The 19252-nt window shown below is 60.6% G+C and carries 7 protein-coding genes and 1 pseudogene; 2 read left to right on the top strand and 6 right to left on the bottom strand.

What is annotated here, in order from left to right; genetic code table 11:
- Positions 1 to 426 precede the first annotated feature (426 nt).
- The 5 genes and pseudogenes from ACZZ0D_RS11035 to ACZZ0D_RS11015 form a co-directional block, all read right to left on the bottom strand.
- Positions 427 to 2524, bottom strand: a pseudogene (locus tag ACZZ0D_RS11035) (HlyD family efflux transporter periplasmic adaptor subunit).
- On the bottom strand, positions 2524 to 3870 hold the full coding sequence (locus ACZZ0D_RS11030) for an efflux RND transporter periplasmic adaptor subunit (RefSeq protein ID WP_463553232.1): 1347 nt from the start codon (positions 3868 to 3870) through the stop codon (positions 2524 to 2526). Before ACZZ0D_RS11030 ends, ACZZ0D_RS11035 begins: the two are co-directional and overlap by 1 nt.
- Positions 3867 to 4640, bottom strand: coding sequence for an efflux RND transporter periplasmic adaptor subunit (locus ACZZ0D_RS11025; RefSeq protein WP_159811821.1), 774 nt, complete (start codon positions 4638 to 4640; stop codon positions 3867 to 3869). The genes ACZZ0D_RS11030 and ACZZ0D_RS11025 overlap by 4 nt, the downstream gene beginning before the upstream one ends.
- On the bottom strand, positions 4621 to 6156 hold the full coding sequence (locus ACZZ0D_RS11020) for a TolC family protein (protein WP_053120049.1): 1536 nt from the start codon (positions 6154 to 6156) through the stop codon (positions 4621 to 4623). Before ACZZ0D_RS11020 ends, ACZZ0D_RS11025 begins: the two co-directional genes overlap by 20 nt.
- A gap of 25 nt (positions 6157 to 6181) precedes the next feature.
- Positions 6182 to 17527 carry a VCBS domain-containing protein gene (locus tag ACZZ0D_RS11015; protein ID WP_463553231.1) on the bottom strand — a complete coding sequence of 3782 codons (11346 nt, stop codon included), beginning with the start codon at positions 17525 to 17527 and terminating at the stop codon, positions 6182 to 6184.
- A gap of 260 nt (positions 17528 to 17787) precedes the next feature.
- Between ACZZ0D_RS11015 and ACZZ0D_RS11010 the strand changes: the two genes are divergently transcribed.
- Both ACZZ0D_RS11010 and ACZZ0D_RS11005 read left to right on the top strand, forming a co-directional pair.
- Complete coding sequence (locus ACZZ0D_RS11010) at positions 17788 to 18075, top strand: hypothetical protein (protein WP_463553230.1); 288 nt, start codon at positions 17788 to 17790, stop codon at positions 18073 to 18075.
- Between the two features lie 231 nt (positions 18076 to 18306).
- Positions 18307 to 18675, top strand: coding sequence for a co-regulatory protein PtrA N-terminal domain-containing protein (locus ACZZ0D_RS11005; protein ID WP_463553229.1), 369 nt, complete (start codon positions 18307 to 18309; stop codon positions 18673 to 18675).
- A gap of 57 nt (positions 18676 to 18732) precedes the next feature.
- Here ACZZ0D_RS11005 and ACZZ0D_RS11000 read toward each other — a convergent pair whose 3' ends face one another.
- Complete coding sequence (locus tag ACZZ0D_RS11000) at positions 18733 to 19137, bottom strand: DUF2541 family protein (protein WP_463553228.1); 405 nt, start codon at positions 19135 to 19137, stop codon at positions 18733 to 18735.
- Between the last annotated feature and the right edge of the window lie 115 nt (positions 19138 to 19252).

The following is a 19252-nucleotide window of genomic DNA, read 5'->3' as shown; positions in this document are numbered from 1 at the left end:
GCCAGTGCATGCGGTGTGTCTGGTGTACCGGGATTGCAGGTTTTGGGGCTGCTTCGCAGCCCATCGGGGATAAATCCCCTCGCCACAGGGTTTGTGGTGTGTCAGTGGAATTGGATTTGATGGCTGGCTGGGGTCAGCAGAAGTGCAGATTTTTCTGGGTAACCCAGCTCTCCTTGTGGTGAGGGGATTTATCCCCGATCGGCTGCGCAGCAGTCGCAAAGCCATTGTATGCGGTGTGTCTAGTGTGCCGGGATTGTAGGTTTTGGGGCTGCTTCGCAGCCCAACGGGGATAAATCCCCTCGCCACAGGGTTTGTGGTGTGTCAGTGGAATTGGATTTGATGGCTGGCTGGGGTCAGCAGAAGTGCAGATTTTCCTGGGTAACCCAGCTCTCCTTGTGGTGAGGGGATGGGTTAAGAGCTTGGGGGTTAGAAGCCACTTTCGCGCATTAGCACCGCCAATACATGCGTTGCACCATCGGCCAGCAAACTGCGCCGTTCGCCTTCGATTTTCAGATGCCCACGGGTTTCGCGCAGGGTGGGCATGGGTTCGTCGAGTTGGATCAGTACCTGAAACAACGCGCTGCTCGGGATCAACGAGTGCTCGGCAGTCGTGGTGGGTACCTGATCCGCCGAAGCGTGACGAAAGCATGCGGTGTGACAACTGGCTCGCGCGGGTGCTGCCGATTTGCAGGACGCGGCCGCTACGTGGCGTGGTCTGGCCGTCGGGGTAGAAGCGTACGCGGTCGCCGATGGCCATGCGGTGCACTTGATCCTGCGCGACATACGCATCCACCTGCCAGCTGCGCGGGTCAACCAGCATGCCCAGCGATTCTTGACGACCGACCCACTGCCCCGGTTTCCAGTCCGGGTTGACGTCCAGCCACACCCCGGCAAACGGTGTTTGCAGATTCAGCCTGGCGATTTCCGAACGCGCCGCGCGGGCTTCTTCGAATTGCACGTTGAGGCGTTGACGGGTCACAGCATCCTCAGCCAAACCACCGGGATCGGCGATCAGCCCGGACAGCCGCGCTTCGTAACTGCGCGCATTGGCTTCACTGCTGCGTACGCGCGAGGCGATGTCCGGCTCATCCAGCACCACCAGATTGGTGCCAGCCTCGACCGGGCCATCGGCGTGAATCGATTGCAGCCGCGCCGGGTAGGGCGCATAGACGCGCATCTGATGCTCGGCCCGCGCCACGCCCACCGCATCGATTTGCGTGCGCCAAGGGATCGCCAGCCCCGCCAGAATCGCCAGCAACACCAGATACAGTTGCACCTTGCGCCGGCTCGGCACCGCCGCGCGGTGCTTCCACCAGTGACCGAGTTCGCGCATGACGGGCAGGGCGATAAACCACGACAGTTCGACCATGAACAGGAAAATCCCCAAGACCTTGAAGAAGAACAAATAGACCGCCAGCGCGATCCCCAGAAACAGCACCAGACGATAAACCCAGGTGAAGATCGCAAACGTCACCAATAGTCGCCGCTGACCGGTCGGAAACGTCTCCGGCCAGTCCTCGCGCAAACCCAGCAGATTGCGCCGCAACGTCACCCGCGCCAGTGCCGATGCACGCTCGTGCAGATTGGGGAAATCAAGTAAATCGGAAAGAATGAAGTAGCCGTCAAAACGCATGAACGGACTGGCATTCAACGCCAGCGACAGCAACCAACTGGTGGTCGCCAGATACAGCAGGGCATTGCGCAGCGCCCCCGGATCGCACACCGCCCAGCCCAGCGTCGACAGACCGGCCAGTGACAATTCGGTGATGATCCCCGCCGAGGCAATCGCCAGACGCTGCCGCGAACGGCTGAGTTTCCAGCTCTCGCCGGTGTCGGTATAGAGCATCGGCCACATCACCACAAACGCGATGCCCATGTGCCCGACGCGCAAGCCCAGCCGCGTCGCGACCAAGGCATGCCCTAGTTCATGCAGAGTCTTGGCGACGATTAACGCCAAGGCAAAACTCAACAGGCCTTCGGTGGAAAACGACTCGACCACCGCGCTGGTAAACGTGTCCCACTGCTGCAACACCAGAACGATGCCGAGCAGGCTCAAACCGAGCACGAGCATGCCGGTGAGCGGATGAAACAGCCAGCCCAGCGCCTTCGCCAGATGCTGTAAATGTTGTTGCGGGCGCAGCAGCGGAATGCGGAAAAACAGGTAATGGTGCAGCCACCAGCGCCAGGTCAGCCAGCCACCTTCTTCGCCTTTGGCTTTGAGCTTTTCCAGCGCCGCCGGGCCGGCACGCAGCAGCTGATGCTGTTCAAGAAACTGACGGAAATCGAGAATCTGTTCGACGTCGGGTTTGAGCGCCGTGCCTTCAGCTATCTGCTCGCTGATCTGCCGGGGTGATTGGCCCCAACGCAGCAGGCACTCGAATTCCAGCCAGCCGATGCGGTAGAAACGATTGATCACCGTGTCTTGAATCACCCACGCCGGTTCACCGTTGCTGCCATCGGCAGCCTCGCTCAGGCGCAGGTCTTCACGCAGCGGGGGCAGGGGCAGATCGGCCGGATCGAGCATTACCAGCCACTCCACGCCCGCATTGTCGCCAGTGGTCGACGCAGCAAGTAATAACCGAGCATCACTCGACCGCCATACAGTTTCGCGGTGCCGTGCAAGCCCAGTCGCGCGTGTTCCGGTGCGCCGTCGATGCTCGCCAGCAAGCGATAGGCGACCACGCCTTCGTCACTCGGCCGTGCCTGATAGCTGGTTTCAAGGATCTTGCCCTTGAGCGGCGTCAGCGGATAAGCGGTCAAAAACAGCGTCACTTCGGCGCCCGGTTCCAGCGCGATCGCGTCGGCTACGGCCAGTTGAATCAGCATCGCCGGTTGCGTCGGATCGGCAACTTGCATGATGCGTTCGCCGGTCACTACCGGTTTGCCCAGCCAATCGTTGGGATCGCTGAACACCGCAACACCGCCTCTCGGCGACAGCACTTTGGTGCGCTTCAACTGCGCGGTGACCGCCGCCAATTCTGCGCGCCGTTGTTGCGAACGACCTTCGAGCAGGGTCAATTCGCTTTTGCTTTGCGGGTTGTCGAACGCGCGTTGACTGGCCGCCTGCAACTCGGCATCGGCCACCGCGACTTCCTTGCCGAGCACTTCGGCGCGACTGCGCAATGTGGTTTCGTCGAGGGAAAACAGCAGCGTGCCAGCATCGACCGGTTGATTGGGGCGAACCTCGATCTTCTCGATCACACCGTCGATGGGCGAGCTGATGATCTGTGCCTGGCGCGAGACGATTTCGGTCGGCGCCAGCGCGGTTTGCCGCACCGGCAACAGCAGCAGGGCACCCAGCACAATCGCCGTCAGCAGCAGTTGCTTGCGACTGGGCCGCCAGCGATTGAAACGCTTGCGCTTGGTCAGCGCCGCCCAGCAATACGCCCAAGTGCCAACCAGACCTTTGAGGTGCTGCCACAACACCGCCGGCGGTTCCTGCTCCAGCAGCAAAAGCAGCAAACCGAGGCGCTGCTCATCGCGATCCTGGATCGGCACGCACCAGACGCCCGACGGCCACCATTCGCCCCAGCCTTCGGCGATGTCGGCCGGTGCGTCGACGGTTTCCTGCGTCAGCCATACCGGTTCGTCAGCAGGGACTTGGGTGGCGATCCAGCGACTGGCGCGGCGCAGCCACACCAGGTACGGCGAGTCTTCACTGGGCCGGGACAATCCCGAGACGTTCAACAATTCCAGTGATGATTCACGCTGGGCAAACACCAGCGCCTGATGAAATTGCAGCAACGGATACAAGTCGTTGGCCATGCTGAATGCCAACGCGTTGAGCGAGTCGGCCGCCATGGCCTTGTCGCGCAGCGCGTCGAGTTCGAGCAGCAGGTGAGGGTGCGGCAGTTGCTCGTTCATGGTCATGGTTGCGCAGCTTGATCAAATTGCGCCGTGCCGCTCATGCCCGCCATCAAGTCGGGATATTTGTTGTCGAGGCGCGCTTCGAGTTCGACGGTTTGTGCTACCGCATCGACGCGCGAGTTGATCCCGCTGACATGCGCGGGATAGGTCTTGCCGGTCTCATGAATGCTGACTTGCAGCGGCAGGCCAGGTTTCAGATTTTTCAGCAGATTGGACGGCACGTTCAAACGCACTTTCAGCGCGCCATCGCTGACCAGATCAAATAACGGCGTACCGGCGGTGACGGTCTGATACGGCTTGACGTACACCTTGGCGACGCGCCCGGAAAAAGGCGCGAGCACTTGGCAATAACTGCTTTGCGCGGCACCCATGGCCCGCGCGCCGTCGGCCTTTTGCACTTCGGTGTTGGCCATCGACACTTCGATATCGCCAACGGCATTGAGTTGGCGCAGTTGCTTTTTCGCCTCCAGATTTTGTTTGGCCATGGCCAGTTCTGCCGCCGCGACTTTGGCCCGTGCTTCGGCCTCGTTGCAGTTGAAGCGAGCGAGCAGTTCGGACTTGCCGACCTGTTCGCCGAACCCGGCTTTCAGTTCGCCGAGGGTGCCGCTCATTTGGCTCGACAGCGTGGTTTCCAGCTCCGAAGCGAGCAACACACGAATGGCGCTCGCGCTTTCCAGGGACGGGGCCGAAGGTGCGTCTTCGGCGTGGGCATTGAGGATCAGACTGGCCAACAACAGAACCCCGAAACGGGGTTCAAGGGCGATTTTGCGCATTCGGCGTTCCTTGCGAAGTGACGAGCAGGCGTTGCTGTTCTTGTTGGTTCAGGGTGCGCTGGATTTCCCGCGACAGGGTCTTGATGTCGTGTTGGTCGATTTCCTTCGGCAGCACATCGAGGCCGACCGAGTTGTACATCCGCCCCCACGCCGCTTGAGCACTGGAGAACGCCGCTTCACGCTGATAACGCGAGAGCAGATAACGCCCTTCGGAGCGGATCACTTCCAGTTCCGAGCCAAGTGCGCCGGTCTTTGCGGCTTGCGCATAGTCGAGCAGGCTGCGGTCGACGCGCAGGCTGTCCTCGGCAAACTCCACTTCCTGACGCGCCAGTTGATAGCGCAGGGTGCCAACGCGCACTTGCGTGAGAATCGCCATCGACAGCGCCACGCGGCGGGTGTCATCGGTTTCGCTCTGGGATTTCTCCGCAGCATTGAGCGACGGCAGTTGCAGCAGGCGCAGCAGGTTGGTCGACACTTGCAGGCCGGTGCTCATCCAGTCGTTGTTGTAGAGGTATTTGTTCGAGTCGTACTTGTAGCCGAAATCGACGCTGACGTTCGGCCACAACTGCGCCTTGGCAATCTCCAGATCCTTCTGGTTGACGCGTTTGCGGTACCACTCTTCCATGATTTCCGGGCGGTTCTCCAGCGACAGCTGTTCAAGTTGCGCCATGCTCTGACGCACTTCCGGCAGCGGTGGATCGGGCACGTCAGCCAGCACCATTTTCGAGCCCGGTGGCAGCGACATCAGCGCCGACAATTCGGCTTGGGCGAACTCCAGATCCTGACGGCGCACGGTCAGCAAGTAGATCGAGTCGAGGAGGGCGCGTTGATAGGCGAGGATCTCCTGACGCGGCAACAGGCCCCGAGTTTCCGCTTCTCGCGCGGAGGTCAGCGCGGTGTGGGTGCGCATCAGCAGTTTGTCGACTTCCGGCATCAAACGTTGCGCGCCGAGTGCTCGCCAGTACGCGTTGCGCACATCCTGCAGGACGTTTTGCGCGACTTTGCGTCGACGCTCTTCGGCCATCAGAATCTGGTCGGATTTCTGTTGCGTACGGTAATAGGCCACGCCGAAGTCCAGCAGACTCCAGCTCAAACCTAGGCCGTAGACTTCGCGATAGCGTTCTTCCGACGTCGACGGCCGCAAGCTGACCTGACGATCCTCGATGCCGATCGAGGTGCCACCGGAGTCGTTGTTTCGTCCGGCATAACCGGCCGAGGCCACCAGTTTCGGCAGCATTTCATGGCTGGACACGTCGCGCAGGTCTGAGGCCAGCGCGCTCTCCATCAGTTTCAGTCGGTAGTCGAGGTTGTATTTCAACGCTCGCGCAGCCGCGTCGTAAAAGGTGATCGGCGCTGTCACCGGTTCCTGCCCGGAGTACATGCGCGACTGATCGGCAATGATGCGTTGGCGGTTTTCCTCGTCGGTGGAGGGTTTTGGTTCCGTCGACGAACAGGCACTGAGCAGCAGTGCGGAGGCGATGGCGGTACTGAGAAGCCGGGTCGCGTTTTTACGCATGTTCATTCCTTTGCATTCTTGGAATTTATTCGGATCTGCTGCTGTTACCGCTGGGGTTGCTGGTATGCAAGCGCTGGGCCGCGTGTCGCAGCTGCGCCGAGAAGCCTTTGCCGTGACGCGTTTCTGCGGGTTTTTCCGCGTGGATCGGATGTTTCGTCATGTTTGCCGGATCGAGCGCAAACAACGATGGATCACTGAGCAAACCGTCGGCACTCAAATTGGTGCGACCCTCACGGCCCTGCACCCAGAGCTGGTCGAACTCGCTGGCGCGGCGACTTTCGCGCACCGCTTGCGCCACGAATTGCCCCGGCACCAGACCCAAGGCGTTACCCAACGAATCAACCTCGAATTCCCCCACCGAGGCCAGACGCAAATTGCTGCCATCGACACCGTAGCTGGTCAGCTCGTTGACCTCGGCGTAACGCTCGACCACCGGGGTGATGAAGATTGCTGGTTGCGGATCGGGGATCAGGAAATCGCTGGAATCCAGATCACTGTCCCGACTGAAGCGGTTGCCGCCATCCGGTGCCGGAATGAACGGCGTGGCGATGTCCAGGGTGATCACCAGTTCGGCCTGATCGCTGGCGCCGGCGCGGTCATTGATGGTGTAGGTGAACACGTCACGCAGTACCCGGCCGAGTCCGGCTGCGGCGAGCACGTCCGGGTTGCTCTGATCGATGGTGTAGGTGTAGCTGCCGTCGGCGTTGAGTACGAGCGTGCCGTAGAGGCCTTTGATCGGTTGACCGATCACACCGTCCGCGCCTGAACCCGCTTCGGCGCCGGTGCGTACGCCAACCACGACGAGGCTGTCATTGGCATCGATGTCACCATCGTTGGGCAGCACGTTGCCGGTGGTTTGTGGCCCGGCGATCTGATCGCTGGCGAAGCCGCTGTCGTTGCGTGCAATCGGCGCATCGTTGGCGCCCTGAATGACCACGGTCAAACGCGCGTCGGCAGTTGCACCGGCGGTGTCGACCATGCGGTAGGTGAAGGTTTCGCTGAGGGTTTCACCGGCCGTGCGCAAGGCTTGAACAACCGGGTTGTTATTGTCGATGACGTAGGTGTAGCTGCCATCAGCATTGATCGTCAGTTGCCCATAGAGGCCCATCAATACTTGCCCGGCGCCTGCCGACTGACCGGCCTGATTGCTGACGCTCAAGACGTGTTTGCTTTCGCCATTGGCGACGCTGTCGACATCGCTGTCGTTGTCGAGCACGTTGCCGGTGGCGTTGCTGCCCGGAGTACCGTTGTTGACGCCGCCGGCTTCGACAGCCACGGATCCATCATTGACGGCAGTCGGCGTGTCGTTGCGGCCATCCACCGTCACGCGCAATTCGGCGGTGCTGGTTTCACCCCACTTGTCGACGATGGTGTAAGTGAACACCTCCGACAGCGTCTGGCCACTTTGACGCAAGGCTTGCACGGCGGCGAGGCTGTTATTGACGGTATAGGTGTAGCCGCCATCGGCGTTGAGCAACAGTGTGCCGTACTGTCCTTGCAAGGTTGTGCCCACCGTACCGACCGTGCCGATATCGCTGGTGGTGCCGGTATGGATGCCGATCACCGTCAGCGGATCGCTTTCAGCATCGGTGTCGTTGTTGAGGACGTTGCCGCTCGGGTTGACCCCGGGTTGGCCGTTATTGACGCCGCCAGCCTCGACCGCCGTCGCTGTGTCGCCATTGGCCACAGGTGCCGAGTTGCGCCCGCGAATGATGATGTGGATTTCCGCCAGATCATTCTGCCCGCCACTGTCGGTGACCTGATAAGTGAAACGCTCGTTGAGAAATTGCAGTGGCCCCAGCGCCAGAACGGTCGGGTTACTGGAGTCGAGGTTGTAGGTGTAGCTGCCGTCAGCGCCGATGATCAACTGACCGTAGAGGCCGTTGATCAACGTGCCGTTGCTGTTGTCGGTCTCGGCATTGACGTCGGTCAGGGTGCCGTTGGCCCCTTCAGCACCGAAGCGGATACCGGTGACGGTTTTGCTGTCACCCTGATCGACATCGGTGTCGTTGGGCAGCACGTTGCCGCTCGGGTTGACCCCGTTGTCATTGCCGTTATCGGCCACGGCGACAGCCAGATCGTCTGCCGCGACCGGGGCATCCCATGCGCCGTCGATGCGAATGCTCAGTTGCGCGGTATCAGTGGCACCGGCGATGTCGCGCATGCGGTAAGTGAAGGTTTCCACCAGCGAATCGCCAGCCTTCAATGCTTGAACCGCCGCCAGATTGTTGTCGAGCACGTAGCTGTAAGTGCCGTTGGCGTTGATGGTCAGGGTGCCGTACAGACCGGCGAACGATTGCGTGACGCCAATGGTGGTGAACGTCCCGCCCGCCGCTTCGGTACCACTGCGAATGCCAGTGACCAGCATCGCGTCGTTGGCATCGACATCGTTGTCATTGGTCAGCACATTGCCGGTTGGATTCACCCCCGGCGTGCCATTGAACGTGCCACCGGCCTCGACCGAAACCGTGCTGTCATCCGTCGCCAGCGGGTTGTCGTTGGCACCGCGAATGGTGATGGTCAGCGACGCGGTGCTGGTAGCGCCGGCGAGGTCGCGGATCTGGTAGGTGAACGTTTCGCTGAGGGTATCGGCATTACTGCGCAGTGCCTGAACCTGTGGATTGAAGTTGTCGACCAGATAGCTGTAACTGCCATCGGCATTCAAGGTCAGTCTGCCGTAGGTGCCATTCAACGCACTGCCGACCAGGCCCACCGAGCTGCCCTGATTGAAGCCGACCACGCTGATGACTTCACCGTTGCCATCCACATCGGTGTCGTTGGTCAATACGTTGCCGGTCGGGTTGACGCCAGGCGTGGCGTTGTTCAAGCCACCGGCTTCGACGGCCGTGGCGCTATCGTTCTGCGCCACCGGCGCGTCGTTGCGCCCCTGAATATTGATATTCAACGTGGCGCGATCCGTCGTCCCGGCAGCGTCGATGACTTCGTAGCTGAACGAGTCGAGGAGGGTGTTGCCAGCGCGTAAGGCCTGGACTTCAGCCATGTTGTTGTCGAGGCGATAGCTGTAGCTGCCGTCGGCGTTCAGGGTCAGCCAGCCATAAGTGCCGCGCAGTTCGGTGCCCAAGGCGCCGGCGGTGCCGGTGTCGAGTTCGCTGCCGGTGCGCACCGACGCGACCGCTTTGGTTTCGCCATAGTCATGGTTGGGCAGATCGCCAGGCACTTCGCCGCCGTCAACGTCGGTGTCGTTGTCCAGCACGTTGCCGACCGGATCCTGTCCCGGTTGCGAGTTGTTCAAGCCGCCAGCCTCAATGGACAGACCGCTTTCATCGGTGGCAACCGGGTTGTCGTTCTGCCCACGGATCAACACGATGATTTCCGCCGAATCGGTTTCCGGCGTCGCACCGACGCCATCGCTGATGGTGTAGGTGAAACGCTCCAGCAGCAGATCGCTGCCACGGCGCAGGGCTTGCACGTCGGCGTTGTTATTGTCGACCTCGTAGACATAGCTGCCGTCAGGGAAAATCGTCAGTGTGCCGTATTGGCCAATGACCACCGTACCGCCAATATTCACCGCTAGATCGGTGCCCGTTCCGCCTTCGGGGCCAGACTTGACCAGGGTGATAGTGATCGGGTCACCGTCCGGATCATGGTCGTTGGCCGTCGCATCACCTGATGGATTGACCCCTGGGGTGGCGTTGGCGATGCCGCCGGCTTCAGTGGCGATGGCCACGACGTTCTGTGCTACGGGTGGATCGTTGACGCCGTGCACGGTAATCACCAGTTGCGCGGTGTCGGTCAGGCCGGTGGTGTCGGTGATCCGGTAGGTGAAAAACTCGGTCAACGTCTGGCCGGAGTTGAGGTTCTGAACCAAAGCGTTGGTGCTGTCTACGTCGTAGAAGTACGAACCATCGGCGCCGATGCGCAAGGTGCCATAAAGCCCGACCACCACGGTGCCGTTGGCCGATGTGGTGCCGGTGGTGACGCCGTTCAGCACGTCGACCGTCGGGTTGTAGTCGGCTTCGCTTTTATTGATCACACCATTGACCACCAACTGACTGCTGGGCCGATCGTTGTCATCGACGTCCTGATCGACGCCGTTGCCGCCGGGTTGATCAATGCTGCCGGGGCGGCTTGGAAAGAGAATGACGTTGCCGCTCGGGTCGCTTTCTACCGCGTTGCCGTTGGTTGAGGCGGCTTGTGCTTCGGCAGCGTCATCGCTGGCCACCGGATTGTCATTAGCACCCTGAATCGTGATGCGCAGTTGCGCGACATCGTCCAGACCGCCGGTGTCGGTGAGGCGGTAGCTGAAGAATTCGATCAGTTGTTCGCCGGCACTCAGGCGCTGCACCGTGGTGTTGGCGTTGTTGATCACGTAGGTGTAAGTGCCATCGGGGTTGATGGTCAACGTGCCGTACGCGCCGATGATATTGGTCGGCCCGTTGACCGCCGTGAAATCACCCGAGCCCGCTTCGGCCGCCGCACGGATACCCGTCACGGTGCGGGTTTCGCCATTGGCCACGCTGTCGACGTCCTGATCGTTGGTCAACACGTTGCCGGCGGCAGGGCTGCCGGGGGTGCCGTTGTTGATGCCGCCAGCCTCAACCGCCACGCCGTCGTCATTGATGCCCAGCGGCGTGTCGTTGGCGCCCTGAATGGTTACGGTCAACACGGCGGTTGACGTCGCCCCGGCAAGGTCGGCAAGCACGTAATTGAAGGTGTCTTGCAGGGTCTGGCCGGACAGCCGCAACGCCTGCACGGTGGCATTGTTGTTATCGACGACATACTCGTAGGAACCGTTGCTGCCAATGAGCAATTGGCCGTACAGACCGTTGACGACTACCACGCCGTTGTTCGGTATCGGGATCCCGGCGCCGGGGCCAACCGACACTACCTGCAGCGAATCGGCGTTGGTGGCGATGTCGACATCGGTGTCGTTGTCCAGCACATTGCCGCGCGGGTCGACGCCGGCCGAGGCGTTATTGGTGCCGCCGGCCTCGACGGCTGTGGCGCTGTCGTTGACGCCGACCGGGTTGTCGTTGACCGCAGCGAGGACGATTTGCAGAGTGTCGCTGTCGGTCAGTGCATCCGCTGCCGTACCGGGAATACCGTCGCCATCCGCATCGCCGTAATTACCACGGTCATTGCTGATCACGGTCAGGGTGTCGATGCCGTTGAAGTTGGCGTTGCCCAGATAACGCAAACCGGCCAGCGCGGTGTTGATGTCGGCGAGGTTGCCGGTCAGGGTCAAGGTAGCGGTGTTGGCGCCAGTGACGGTCACGCCCGGCACGGTTGCACCGAGGAACAGCGTGCCCTGCGTCACTTGCAGGATCACACTGATCGCACGGTCGTTGACGTTCGGATCGCGGTTGGCGTCGACGTCGGCAACGCTGATGCCGCCGATCGCCAGCACGATATCTTCCTGACCGTTTTGCGTGCCGGGCAGGGTGTTGACCGGCGCGTCGTTCTGTTCGACATAACCGGCGTTGGCGCTTTGCGCGGCAGCATCGCCGAGGCTGATGGTGATCTGACCAAGAGTGCCGGCATCACTGTCGACACGCACGCGCAAATCACCGATCGGTTGCGGATAGCTGACCAGGCCGGCCGGCACATCAATGCGGAACACGCCCAGCGGCAGCACGCCGAAACGGTACTGACCGTTGGCATCGGTGAGGGTGGCGAAAATCAGGTTGTCGGCAGTGGTCGCCAGATTGCCGTCGGCACCGGCCCACGTCAGGGTCACGGTTTGTCCGGCGAGGCCTGCGCCGTCCGGTGTGGCGCTGAAGGTCGGGCTGGCGGTGTCGTTCCACAAGGTGCCGCTGATCACGCCGAGTCCGGCGTTGTCGCGCAGGATGTACTGGTTGGGGCCGACCGTGCTGCCGGTGCGTTCGCCAGTGGTGGTGCCGTCAACGCCGACGCTGTTGCCGCCCCAACTGGTGAAATCTTCCGGCAGGCTGCTCCAGGTCAGTGTTGCGTTGCTGCTGGCGACGATGGTCGAGTTGGGCAGGGTGACCTGATAGCGCACTTGAATCTGCGCGCCGACGTCGAGTTGGTCGAAATTCACGCTCAAACCGCCACTGGTGCTGAAGCTCACACCCGCCGGCAAATTGCCCGGGCCGTAGGTCACGCCGTTGATGCTGATACTGACCAGCGTGTAGTTGCTGCCGCCGGCAAAGCTGTCGCTGACTTGCGCGTCGAAGGCCGGCAGGCCGCCGTTCTGGGTGAAACTCAGTTGCACCGTGGCGTTGCCGGTGGTGCCGGTCGGATTGGGGTCGAACGCAACGATCTGTTTGTCGAGGCCACTGAAGCTCGGTTCGACGATGCGCTCCAGCACCGTGTCGCTGACGGCCCGTCCGCCGCCGTTAACGATTTCCCGGGCTGTTGCACCCAACTGAACGCCGGCAACGTTGCTGGCAATGTTGGTGACCCTGACGTTGAACTCAATGGAAACACCTTCCAGATCGTCATCGTCGCCGGCGTTGACCACGTTGCCCAGGTTGAACGTCACCACCTGGCTGCCGTCGGGATTGGTGATCACGGTCACGCGGCTCGGGTCGAACACGCCTTGCGGGGCGGCACCTGAAAGATTGGCGGTAATCGGCAGGGCTTCCGGGCTGTTTTCGTTGCCATCGATATTCAGCGTACCCCCGACGATCAGGTTGGCATCACTGCTGAGCCCACCGTTGGAAATGAAGGCGATGCGCAGCGCATTGACCAAGGCGTCCGGGGAGATGAATTGCAAGCCGTTGGCCAGGGTGATCTGTATCTGGTAATTGGGGTTGTCACCCTCGGGCACGACCACCACGACACGGTAGCGGATGACTTCGCCGACCGTCACTTGCTCGACAATCGCGGTGGTCGGCGAGGGCGCGGCGGTGTCCGGCAGACCGCCGACCCGGGAAATCTCGATGGCCTGGGCCACAGGGATAATCAATGTCGAGAGGTTGCGGTAATCGTTGAGTGTGCCGCCATTGAGTGTGCCGTCGACACCGGTGCGCTCACCGGCATTGGCGCCATCAAGGCTGGTCCACTGCACGCTGGCGACGTTGGCGATATTCGATTGCGCGGCAGCGCTGGCGTTGACGACGCCCGACAGGCGCAAGACGATGCTGCCACCCTTGGCGATGTCGATATTGGCGCCGTTGGCGGTCACCAACTGGCCATTGATGATCTGGAAATCGACGCCGCCGTTGTTGGTGGCGCCGTTCTGATACAACACGCCCACCAGCGTCACGTTGCTCAATTGGGTCGGCAGGTTGTCGAGGAAACTGATATCGAACGCGGTGAAATCGTTGCTGCCATTCCCATTGCTGATGGTAATGGTGAACGTCACCGTGTCGCCCTGATCGTAACCACCGAGCCCTGAGGTCGAGGTGATCACCTGGTTGATCTGCAGCGTTGGTTCGCGCACGGTCACAGTGGGCTGGCCACCAGTGAGCGCGACGTTACGGTCCTGCGCGACCGTGCCATTCGGCGTGCTGCCATCAGGGTCGCTGTAGGTCAGTTGCGCATTGTTTTGCAGGGAGACGTTGGCCTGGTTGGCGATGACGTTATTGGCCACCAGTTGCAGGCGAATCACAAAGGTGTTGTTGCCAGTCACGTTGTCGGCCGAAACGCTGGACACGCTGAACGTCCAGCGCGCATCGACGCCGTCAGCGCCCAATGCGCCGCCGACACCGGCGAATCCGCTGATCAACACGCTACCGGCGAAATCGGCTCCAAGTGCGCCGCTGCCGGCGCGGGTGGTGATGATCTGATAACCGAGGCCGCCGTTGAAACTGGTGTCCAGACGCATGCCCGGTGGAATCAGATCCTGAATGCGCAGGTTCTGCGTAGTGCCTTCGGGCAGGCTGATGACGATGTCGTAACGCATGCTTTCGCCGACCACCAGATCGCTGCCAGTGGTGTGTGTGGCGCTGGAATCGCCGTTATCCAGCGAGCCGTCGGCGAAGCCTTTTCTGATCACCGGCGCGGCGATTTGCTGGTTGGCCAGATCGGTCAGATCGGTCGGGGTGAAATCGGTGCCATTGTTGACGCTCGCGTAGTTGTTCAGGGTCGCACTCGATTGCAGGGTGCGATTGGCTTCGATGGTGCTGCTGACCACCACGTCATAACTGATCACCACGACGTTGGCGCCGCTGGTGTCAGCGGCGGTGCCGGCGCGTCCGGCGAGCAAAGTCGCCTGTCCGCCGGCATCGAGGAAGGTAATCTGGTTGCCACTGACGCTGTAATCAGTGCCGAGTACCAACAGGGTGCCGTCACCGCGATAGATCTGCAGATTGGCCGCGGCCAGACTGCCGCCAACAAAACTCAGCCCCGTGGGCAGGGTGATGCTGGTGCCGACATCGAACGCGCCGCCGCCCCCGGTGTTTTCAATCGCGGTGACCAGGCGCAGGCGATCAGCGCCGTCAATGTTGCTAATGTTTCCATCCACGGCGGCCAGGTTGGTGACACTGCCATTGAACGGTACGCCGGTGCTGCCCGGTGGATTCCAGCTGCCGGTGGTGCCGGTGACGGTGCCGTTGGTGCCTGAAACCACGCCGTGTTTGATGTTCAACACTGGCTCTGCGACGGAGACGATCGCCACCACGTCCGAGGAAATCAACGTGCGGTCGGTGAGGGTGGTTTGCTGGGTCGATTGCGCCAGCACATCCAGCGAACGCTGGTCGGCAAATGGTTGATCGCCGACGCGCACGGTAAAGCGAATGACGATGCGACTGCCGGTGGTGGTGTTGGTGGCAAAACTGCCGAAGTCGAACACCACGGAATTGCCATTGGCGCTGGTCACGCTGACGACACCGCCGGCATTGGTATTGCCCGGGCCCAGTTGCCACTGACCGACATCGCTGCCGCTGCCCCAGGTCACGCCGTTTACGTTGAACAGCGGCAATGGCAGATACGCGGTGAGTTTGAATTGCTCGTAGTCACCGGTGACCAGGTCATAGCTCAGCTCGAACGTCACTTCATCGCCCGGACGCAGTTCGCCGTTGCCGGGTGGTGTGCCGTTATTGACCTCGACCAGACTGATGTCGACGGTACTGGTCGGAATCACGCTAGTCGTCGAGGAACCGTCGGTTTCGCTTTGACCGGTCAGGTTGAACTGATCCACCAGCAACGTGCCATCGACGGTGGCCGTGTTGCCCAGCTCATCGCCTTCATTGATGTCCGGTTGCGGGTTGCCCGACGGTGGCTTGTAGGTCTGACCGACCACGGCTGAATAGCTCAATACCGCGAGCACGGCGCCTTGCAGCGTGTCGTCGAAGGCCAGATCGCCGTTGAGCCAGCCGCGAATATTATTCGATGAATTACGCAGCGACTGGCCGATGTCGAACACGATCGAGGTGCTGCCGTCAGCGTTGACCACTGACGTGGTCACCAGGTTAATGGTTTGCGCAACGCCATTGATGGTCACGGTGACGGTCGGCGTGCCGCTCAGGGTCTGGCCGTCGCTGAGTTGATCGCGCACCACCAATTGCCCTTCGTTGAAGAAGTCCTTGCCGAAGGCGAAGTAGTCGGAAATCGCCACATTGAGGCTGTATTGCAGCGTGTCGCCGGGGCTGATGCCGACGTGGCCGATATCGGTTTGCATCGACACGGTTTTCAGCAGCGTGATCGACTTGGCCACAAACTGTGTGCCCAGGCCGGTGCCGCTGAAATCAATGGTGGTGTTCGGTGCGGTCACGTCACGCGGATCAAGCGGCGTCCATTGCCCGGACGCGGTCGGAGGGCCCATGGTGATCGTGACAGCATCACCGGTGACCGGGTTGATCACTGGCTGACCGTTGGCATCGACTTCTGGTACGTAAAACGCAACCACGGTGTCGGTCTTGCCGGTGAGGGTGGCGTACTCGACCGTGAACGAATTGATGTACACGTCGTTCGCGGCCAGCAACACGGCAATTTGCGCAGGATTGCTGACCACGGTGCCGTCGTGCAGGGTGATCGACGCGAGACGGCCACCGGCCCCCGGGGTAATCGAATTAACCTGAATGTTGTCCGGCAGCGGTTGGGTGATGACCACATTGGTCAGCGTCTGCCCCGGTGCGGGTGTAGCGGACAACGTCAGCGTGCGCGCGTAGTTGGGGCCGCTGACCGTTTCGCCTTCGGGAGTGTTGATGATTTCGCTGACGGTGATGACGGTCGGATGCACGACAAACGCTGCGGTACCGGCCTGAATCAGGCTTGGGTCGTTGGTCGGATTGTCCAGCGCATCGTTGCCGAACTCGAAGCCACCGCTGGCACGCAAGGTCAGATCCGGCGTGCCGTTGGAAAACGAGGTGTCAGCCAGATTGCTCAGGCTGGCGGTGACCTGCACGCTGATCAGCGGTTGCTGGTTGGTAACACTGGCAAACGGCAGTTCGATCACCACCAGTTTGTCGCCGGCGCGCATGCCATAGCTGGCGGCATTGATGATCAGAAAGTTGCCGCTGGCGTCTTTTGCCAGCGGGTGGGTCGCGTTGCCATTGGCGTCAAACGTCAACACTTGGGCGGTCAGGTTCTGACCAAGGAACGTGGCGGAAATGAAGTTGACGCCATCATCGCCATCCTTGCCGGTGGCCGGCATGGCCAGGTTGATGAAGGGCGCGAAACCGGTTTGGCCCGAGGTGTTGCTGAAATTCACGGTAAAGGTGAACCGCTCGCCGATCAGCACATCGGTGCCGGCGGTGGTGACGGTCGCAGTGGGCGCAGCGTCGGCCAGCAAGCCATCGAAGTGGCTCATGGCCAGGCCGCTGATGGCGATGCTTTTGTCGATGTCGCCGACTTTGGTTTCCAGCGTCCAGTCGCCGCCAGCCTTGGCACTGCCGGTGTCATTGCTGGAGGCGCCGACATCGGCACCTGTCCAGCGCGCCAGTTCGGTGACCAGCGTTTGCCCGGCAGCCCCAGCGCCGACGTCGCAGCCGTACAGTTGAATGTCCGCACCCTGCGTGAGGTTGCCGCGCCATTGTTCGAGGGTTTTGCTGAGGGAGTCGACGTTGTCCGAGGTAATGGTGCGATTGCCGAGGGTGAACTGGCCGGATGCGCCGTGGGACATCACTTGTATTGAGTCGACCTTGCCCAGTTGCGCCAAAGCGGCAGAAATGGCGGCGAGACCGTCCTCGCCGACGTTGACCACAATCGCCGTGACATTGCCGGGCAATTGCGCCAGCAGTTGGTCGCGGTTTTCGATTCGACTGTCGATCACCAACAGGCTGCGCGCCGCTGATGGCGCCTGTTCTGGCGTGGCGCGGGCTTCGGTGGGCGTGGCATGCGGGACTTGTGCATCGACCGCTGCCGGCGGCGCAGCAGGGTCGCTGTGATGCTGGTCGACAGCGGCAGACGCGGCGGCGCCGTCAAAGAGAATCCGTGGCTCCAGCGCAAGGGCCTGACGTTGAGGCCGTAAATGCGAGCCAAACTGCGAACGTGGAGACTCTTGCATCGCTTCTATCCCTCGAACTGCGTGGTCAGAAATTCCGTTCGTAACAAGTCCCTTACGAACAGATTCAGCGTAGGAGTTTTCTTGTGGTTTTCCAGTCTGTTGCAGAAAAAACTTATAGCCAAAAATTCGCCGTGTCTATACGTGCGAAAGCCCAAAAAAAACAGTGAATTTAAGGAAATTTCCTATAGCTCAGCCTCGGGCATGGCGATGAGACTACGCGCCCGCGAATAGACAGATATTTCATCCACAGGAGCGACACAATGACCAAGACAATGTGGGCCATGGCCCTGGTTTTACTGAGTGTGAATGTTCAGGCTGGCGTAATGAATCCGGACTGCACCGCAGAAAAAGCAGCCAAAAGCACTGCCATGAAAGCGACCGTCGGGGTGGGCGGGCGTTGTTCGCCGAAGGAGGCCGCTGCTGACACCGTGGGTCTCAAAGGAAAAAAAGACTCGGTCTCTGACATCAAAGGCAATGTTGATGGAAAAGTGAGTACTGCTACAGACAATTTGGGCCGCAAAGCCGTCAAGAAGGCAGTCACGAACTAATTGGTGTGAATTGATTCAAGTCGAGATCGAAAATACCGAGATTTAGGAAATTTCCTACAGAGGTGGGCGCCTGCTGACGCTAGTTTCTGAGTGTTAGTGAGGTGCAGCCCTTAGAGCCTCTTTCATTTCACTCCCCTGAAAGCGGCTCCAAGTGCAGCACTCTCAGCCGACAGTGTCGGATGAACGTTGATACTTATAAAACAACCAGCGCCTATCGCTATGGGAATAAAAATGAATCACTTCAAAACTGTATTTCTTGCAGGGGCAATGCTCGTCTCTACCGCTGTTTTCGCCGAAGGCGGCGGAGACCGGACGTTTGCACACATCGAAGACCTGCTGCGCATGCAGCAAGCCTCGGCAATGATGTTGGCCGATATCGAAAAAATGCCGAAAAAAGATCAGGGGCCGATGATGGGCGAGCACATGAAAATGCTCGGCGATGTCATGGATCAACTGACTAAGGCCACGCCCGATAGCGCCATGTCCGACAAGGACAAAATGGTCTGGATGCAGAAGCATCAGGCGATCGTCGCCGATGTGCTGAGCCAGATGCGTCGTGAGCACGCGATGATGTTTTCGCAAAGCCACAACCTCAACTGACGGTTTCCTCGGCTTGGCCTGGCATCTGCCTGTGGCCGGGCCGGGTGCGTCCGGCGATCAGCGCAAACCGTACAGAATCACATCCGAGTGCCCGCGACCGTTGCCGCGAGTGCTATACCAGAACTCGACTTTGCGAATGCTGCGTTTGCCGGATCCGCGTAGATCGATCGGGCGCGTTTCACCGCCTTGCGGGATGAAGCGACGCACGTTGAGGTTTTCAGTGGCGCCATTGTCGTAAACCACAACCATGCGGCGCAGGTCGAGCGGGGCATCCTTGACCTTGATTTTCAGGCGTCGATAGCTGTCGCGAAAACCGCTCACGCGAATGGTGTCGTGATCCCTGGAAAGTTGTGCTTCTGCACGTCCCAATCGATCCCAGTTCAAGCCGCTTGCGCTAGCAGCTGCCGTCCATGCGCTCAGTAACAGAAATGCGTACGTCGCTGCTTTGAAGGTTTTGTTCATCCGGTTTTTGCCCATTGAATTGAGTAGGGCAAGTTAATCGGGCTAGGGCATGCGGACTTGATGTCGCGCGAATCGCAGTTGATGTATGACGAATTGTGGTTCAAAGGATGGTGTT

This window comes from Pseudomonas sp. AC193 (assembly GCF_979258075.1).
Note: the sequence above shows the minus strand (reverse complement) of the source record. Positions and strands in the feature narration are given on the sequence as shown.